The organism is Kaistella sp. (genome assembly GCF_032060305.1).
GTDB classification, from domain to species: domain Bacteria; phylum Bacteroidota; class Bacteroidia; order Flavobacteriales; family Weeksellaceae; genus Kaistella; species Kaistella yananensis.
This window is the reverse complement of record NZ_DAMBHK010000109.1, coordinates 1-4,462: the sequence shown is the minus strand read 5'-3', so window position 1 is coordinate 4,462 and position 4,462 is coordinate 1. Positions and strand designations below refer to the sequence as shown.

At 38.9% G+C, this 4,462-nt stretch carries 8 protein-coding genes; 4 read left to right on the top strand and 4 right to left on the bottom strand.

Annotated elements, in window-relative coordinates:
• Window positions 1-136 precede the first annotated feature (136 nt).
• The 3 genes from V5N63_RS11175 (at window position 137) to V5N63_RS11165 (ending at window position 1,932) form a co-directional block, all read left to right on the top strand.
• Window positions 137-985, top strand: a complete 849-nt coding sequence (locus V5N63_RS11175; protein ID WP_332034007.1) for a hydroxymethylglutaryl-CoA lyase — start codon at window positions 137-139, stop codon at window positions 983-985.
• A gap of 9 nt (window positions 986-994) precedes the next feature.
• Window positions 995-1,408, top strand: a complete 414-nt coding sequence (locus tag V5N63_RS11170; RefSeq protein WP_332034006.1) for an OsmC family protein — start codon at window positions 995-997, stop codon at window positions 1,406-1,408.
• Window positions 1,409-1,527: 119 nt separating this feature from the next.
• A complete protein-coding gene (locus V5N63_RS11165; RefSeq protein WP_088468255.1) occupies window positions 1,528-1,932 on the top strand; it encodes an OsmC family protein in 405 nt (134 codons plus the stop codon).
• Between the two features lie 39 nt (window positions 1,933-1,971).
• On the opposite strand, the gene V5N63_RS11160 is transcribed toward V5N63_RS11165, so the two are convergent.
• Genes V5N63_RS11160 through V5N63_RS11145 form a run of 4 tightly spaced genes read right to left on the bottom strand, consistent with a single transcriptional unit; the run spans window position 1,972 to window position 3,747 of the window.
• Entirely contained in the window at window positions 1,972-2,298 is a 327-nt protein-coding gene (locus tag V5N63_RS11160; RefSeq protein WP_088468254.1) for an SUF system Fe-S cluster assembly protein, read from the bottom strand.
• Window positions 2,299-2,355: 57 nt separating this feature from the next.
• Window positions 2,356-3,054, bottom strand: coding sequence for a 3'-5' exonuclease (locus V5N63_RS11155; RefSeq protein WP_088468687.1), 699 nt, complete (start codon window positions 3,052-3,054; stop codon window positions 2,356-2,358).
• A gap of 38 nt (window positions 3,055-3,092) precedes the next feature.
• On the bottom strand, window positions 3,093-3,437 hold the full coding sequence (locus V5N63_RS11150; protein ID WP_265143668.1) for a tRNA-binding protein: 345 nt from the start codon (window positions 3,435-3,437) through the stop codon (window positions 3,093-3,095).
• A gap of 1 nt (window position 3,438) precedes the next feature.
• Window positions 3,439-3,747 carry a cytochrome C gene (locus V5N63_RS11145; protein ID WP_088468252.1) on the bottom strand — a complete coding sequence of 103 codons (309 nt, stop codon included), beginning with the start codon at window positions 3,745-3,747 and terminating at the stop codon, window positions 3,439-3,441.
• Window positions 3,748-3,884: 137 nt separating this feature from the next.
• Here V5N63_RS11145 and meaB point away from each other — a divergent pair.
• On the top strand, window positions 3,885-4,462 hold a 578-nt coding region (gene meaB, locus V5N63_RS11140), incomplete at its 3' end, for a methylmalonyl Co-A mutase-associated GTPase MeaB (protein WP_332034005.1).

Here is a 4,462-nt window from a genome sequence, read left to right as displayed (position 1 = left end):
TAATAAAATTTGATTTAAACAAAGATAGCGAATTTGTATGACGGTAATGGCCGCAAACTGCCTGTTTTTTATGCCTGCAAAACTCAAATCTGTCATTCAAAAAAAATATTATCTTTGAGAAAATTAAAAATCAACAATGTTTTTAACCGAATGTCCTCGCGATGCCATGCAAGGTTGGGGCGAATTTATCCCGACTCAAAAGAAAATCGATTACATTAATGCCTTGATGGATGTTCGTTTTGATGTGCTTGATTGCGGTAGTTTTGTTTCACCAAAATCGATTCCCCAAATGGCGGATTCGGGAACGGTGATTGATGAAATCGACAAGTCTGTTTCAAATACAAAACTTTCTGTGATTGTTGCCAATTACCGCGGGGCAGAGAAAGCTCTGGCTCACGAGCAGGTTGATATTCTCGGTTTTCCTTTTTCGATTTCGGAGACTTTTCAGCACCGGAATACGAATAAAAATCAGGAAGAAGCTTTTAATGATATTCTGAAAATCACAGAACTTCTGAAAACCGATGGCCGTACACTGAATGTGTATTTTTCCATGGCTTTCGGAAATCCTTATGGTGAGATGTGGAAATGGGAAGACGTGGATTTCTGGGCAAACCGTTTTAATGAAATCGGGATTAAAAATATCCTGCTTTCCGATACTACCGGAACCGGAACTGTAGAACAGATTGCACTTCTGTTTGATAAAATTCCGGCAAAATATCCTGGGATTGATTTCGGTGCGCACTTTCATAACCGCTATGAGGATTCTTACAGTAAACTGAAAGCCGCTTATGATAACGGCTGCAGAAGGTTCGATTCGGCAATTAAAGGAATCGGCGGTTGTCCGATGGCCAAAGACGACCTGGTCGGAAATATGCCTACCGAGCAGGTCATTAATTTTATGGCTTCCGAAAAAATAGAGCATTCACTGAACTTACTTAATTTCGAAAGTGCTTATAATAAAGCCAAAGATATTTTTCATTTTTAAATGACGCTCATGACCTCAAAAGTAACATACCTCGGCGATTTGCGGTGCGAATCTGAACATTTACAGTCCGGAACCAGAGTTTTTACCGATGCTCCTACAGATAATCACGGTAAGGGCGAAGTGTTTTCGCCAACCGATTTATGTGCAACTTCCCTTGCACAATGCATGCTCACAACCATTGCGATTTTAGGAAAAGATAAAGGAATTAATATTGAAGGATCTTATGCTAAACTCCAGAAAATAATGAATCCGAAACCAAGAAAGATCGCAGAAATTGTTTGTGATTTATATTTTCCTGGTAGCTTTTCCGACGAAGAAAAGGCCTTTATTGAAAATACTGCAATGAATTGCCCTGTAGCACTTACCTTAAGCGCTGAAGTGAAAAAATCTGTCACTTTTAACTATCCGAATCAGCCGTTATAAAAAGATACTGAGTGTAGATATGTTTGTTTTATATTTTTAATTTACAGTGACTTATATCATTTTTGCGTAAAATACCAAAAAGATTTTGCTATCTTTATTGTAATAAAAAACGCAATGCTATGACTTCAACAATTACTTATTCGGGAGATTTTACAATCGTATCCCAACATGCTAAATCCGGTGCAGAAATTACTACCTGTGCACCATTGCGGGAAGGGGGAACTTCAGAATATTTTTCACCTTCAGACATTTTTGGTATTTCCTATGGCCAGTCGATGTTAATGGCAGTAGCCGTTTTAGGAAAGAACAGAGGAATTGATATTACCGGTGCAACCTGCGAACTGAAAAAATCTACCCATCCTGAACCGAAAAGAATCGGAACCATATTTTGTATCGTGAGAATTCCCGGAACATTTACTGAGGAACAGAAGAAATTTATTGAACATACCGCTCTCAACTGTCCTGTTTCTTTGTCTATTCATCCAAATGTGCAGCGGACGGTACTTTTTGAGTACGGAGTGTAGAATGAAATTAAAATGCCGGAGATTTCCGGCATTTATTTTTTAAAACATTCCAAGTTCGAAGCGTGCTTCTTCACTCATCATGTCTTTGTTCCAGGCAGGTTCGAAGGTAAGTTCCAGATCTACCTCTGTTACGCCTTCAACTTCGGTAACCTTTTCGCGTACTTCCGCTGGTAAACTTTCAGCCACCGGACAGTTGGGTGTTGTTAACGTCATAATTACCTTCACCGCACCCTGGTCCGAAATCTGTACATCGTAAATAAGTCCGAGTTCGTAGATGTCTACGGGAATTTCGGGGTCATAAACGGTTTTTAAATTTTTAATAATATTTTCGCCAATATCGGCGATCTGATCGTCTGTTAAAGCCATTTTACTATTGTTCAAACCTGGCTGCAAACCGCAGCAAAGGTCATTTTATTTTAAAAGTTAATCTGTTTTACGTTCCAGCAATTCTTCCTGTCGCATGCGCCGGAAAATATTTGCCAAAGTTAAGACATCTTTTTCACAATATTGAACAATTCTAAATAAGTCTTTTTCTATATAGTAAATTGACGAAACCATAGAGCCGTCGATATCATCTTTTGGAGTTGGAATACCGAATACATGAGCCAACAATTCCAGTGAAATAAAAGATTTGTAATCGCCGAACTTCCACAGCTCCATAGTATCGAGGTGCGGGATTTCCCACGGTTTTTTCCCAAACATCTGGAAGGGTTTCGGTGGCTGCATTCCGTTGATCAGAAATCGTCTTGCAATCCACGGAAAATCGAATTCCTTTCCGTTGTGCGCACAGAGAATCACATCGTGAAGTTTTGGATGATTGAAGATTTCGCCGAATTCTTCGAGCAGTTTTCTCTCATCATCACCGGAAAAACTTTTAATCATCAGTTTTTCACTTTTTTCTAAAATACCAACAGAAATGCAGATGATTTTGCCAAACTCAGCCATGATTCCGCCTCTTTCATTATAAAATTCCTGCGCAGTGAAATCTTCTTTCCGCTGCATTCTGGTTTTTTTGTCCCATAGATACTGGTCGGTTTCATTCAATTCTTCCCAGTTTCCGGCTTGTGGAACGGTTTCAATATCCAGGAATAGGATTTTTTCTAAAGGAATATGCTGAATCATAAGTAAGGATTTTAAACTTTACGAATAGTGCAATCGGTTTAACCTAGAATAGAACCGTTTTTAACCGGTAGCGAAGGTGTTATAAGTGTAACATCATTGTTTTCTCCATATAGTCCCAAAACCAGACATTCGCTGAAAAAATTGGCAATTTGTTTTTTTGGGAAATTCACTACAGCCAAAATCTGCTTGCCAACAAGTTCTTCTTTTTGGTATAGTGAAGTAATTTGAGCAGAAGATTTCTTAATGCCAAGCGTCCCAAAATCTATTTCTAGTCTGTACGATGGTTTTTTGGCTTCCGGAAAATCGGCAACAGAAATTACCGTTCCGCAGCGTATATCGAGTTTTTCGAAATCCTGCCAGGTTATTTCAGGTTTTAAATCCATTTTATTTTTTCACGGATACAATGTAATCGTAAACCAGCTGGTGTTGCTGATCATTCAGTTTTGCCTTTGGTGCCATAGCGTTCATAATTCCAACCCAATCCTGAGCGGAATGAGAAGTAGGACTCGGCAAATCATGGCATCTGCCGCATGAATTGTCGAAAAGTGTTTTTCCTAAAGCCAGATTTTCTGCAGTCATGGTTTTTGTTCCTTCGGTAACGGCGGGTTTTGTCGTACAGGAAGTTAAAAAGCCGATTATTGCAATTGCTGAAAAAATGGTAGTAATCCGTGTAAAGTTTTGAGGTCTTTTCATATTTAAATACTTTGTTTCTTTCAAAAATAAACAAAATTCTCTTTACAATGGCTTCAGACCAAAAAATTCAAAAATAATGACGCTGTCGGATTCCCCACTTAAGTTATTATCCTGAAAGAATTTGTATTTTTGGTTAAATGAAAACGTTTTCTGTAGAACAACTTATTGAGGGAATAAAATCGGGCGATAAAAGATTGCTCGGAAAAGCCATTACTTTGATAGAAAGTAAAAAGCCTGAACACCGTGAATTGGCCGAACAGCTTTTGAAAGAAATTTTGCCTTTCACAGGAAATTCTGTAAGAATTGGTGTTACCGGTGTACCGGGCGCAGGAAAATCTACTTTTATTGAAAACTTCGGAAGGCTGCTTTTAAAAAAGGGGAAAAAAGTTGCAGTTCTGGCTATCGATCCAAGTTCGTCACTCAATAAAGGCTCTATTTTAGGAGACAAAACCCGAATGGAAGAACTGGCCAGAGAAGAAAATGCTTTTATACGACCTTCGCCCAGCTCTGGATTTCTAGGCGGAGTAGCCAATACAACATTTGAAACTATGATGCTTTGTGAGGCTGCAGGCTACGATACCATATTAATTGAAACCGTGGGCGTAGGCCAAAGTGAAGTGTTGGTTTCGGATATTACTGATGTTTTTCTGTTCTTAAAGATTATCGGCGGTGGCGACGAACTGCAGGGAATTAAACGCGGAATTATGGAAATGGT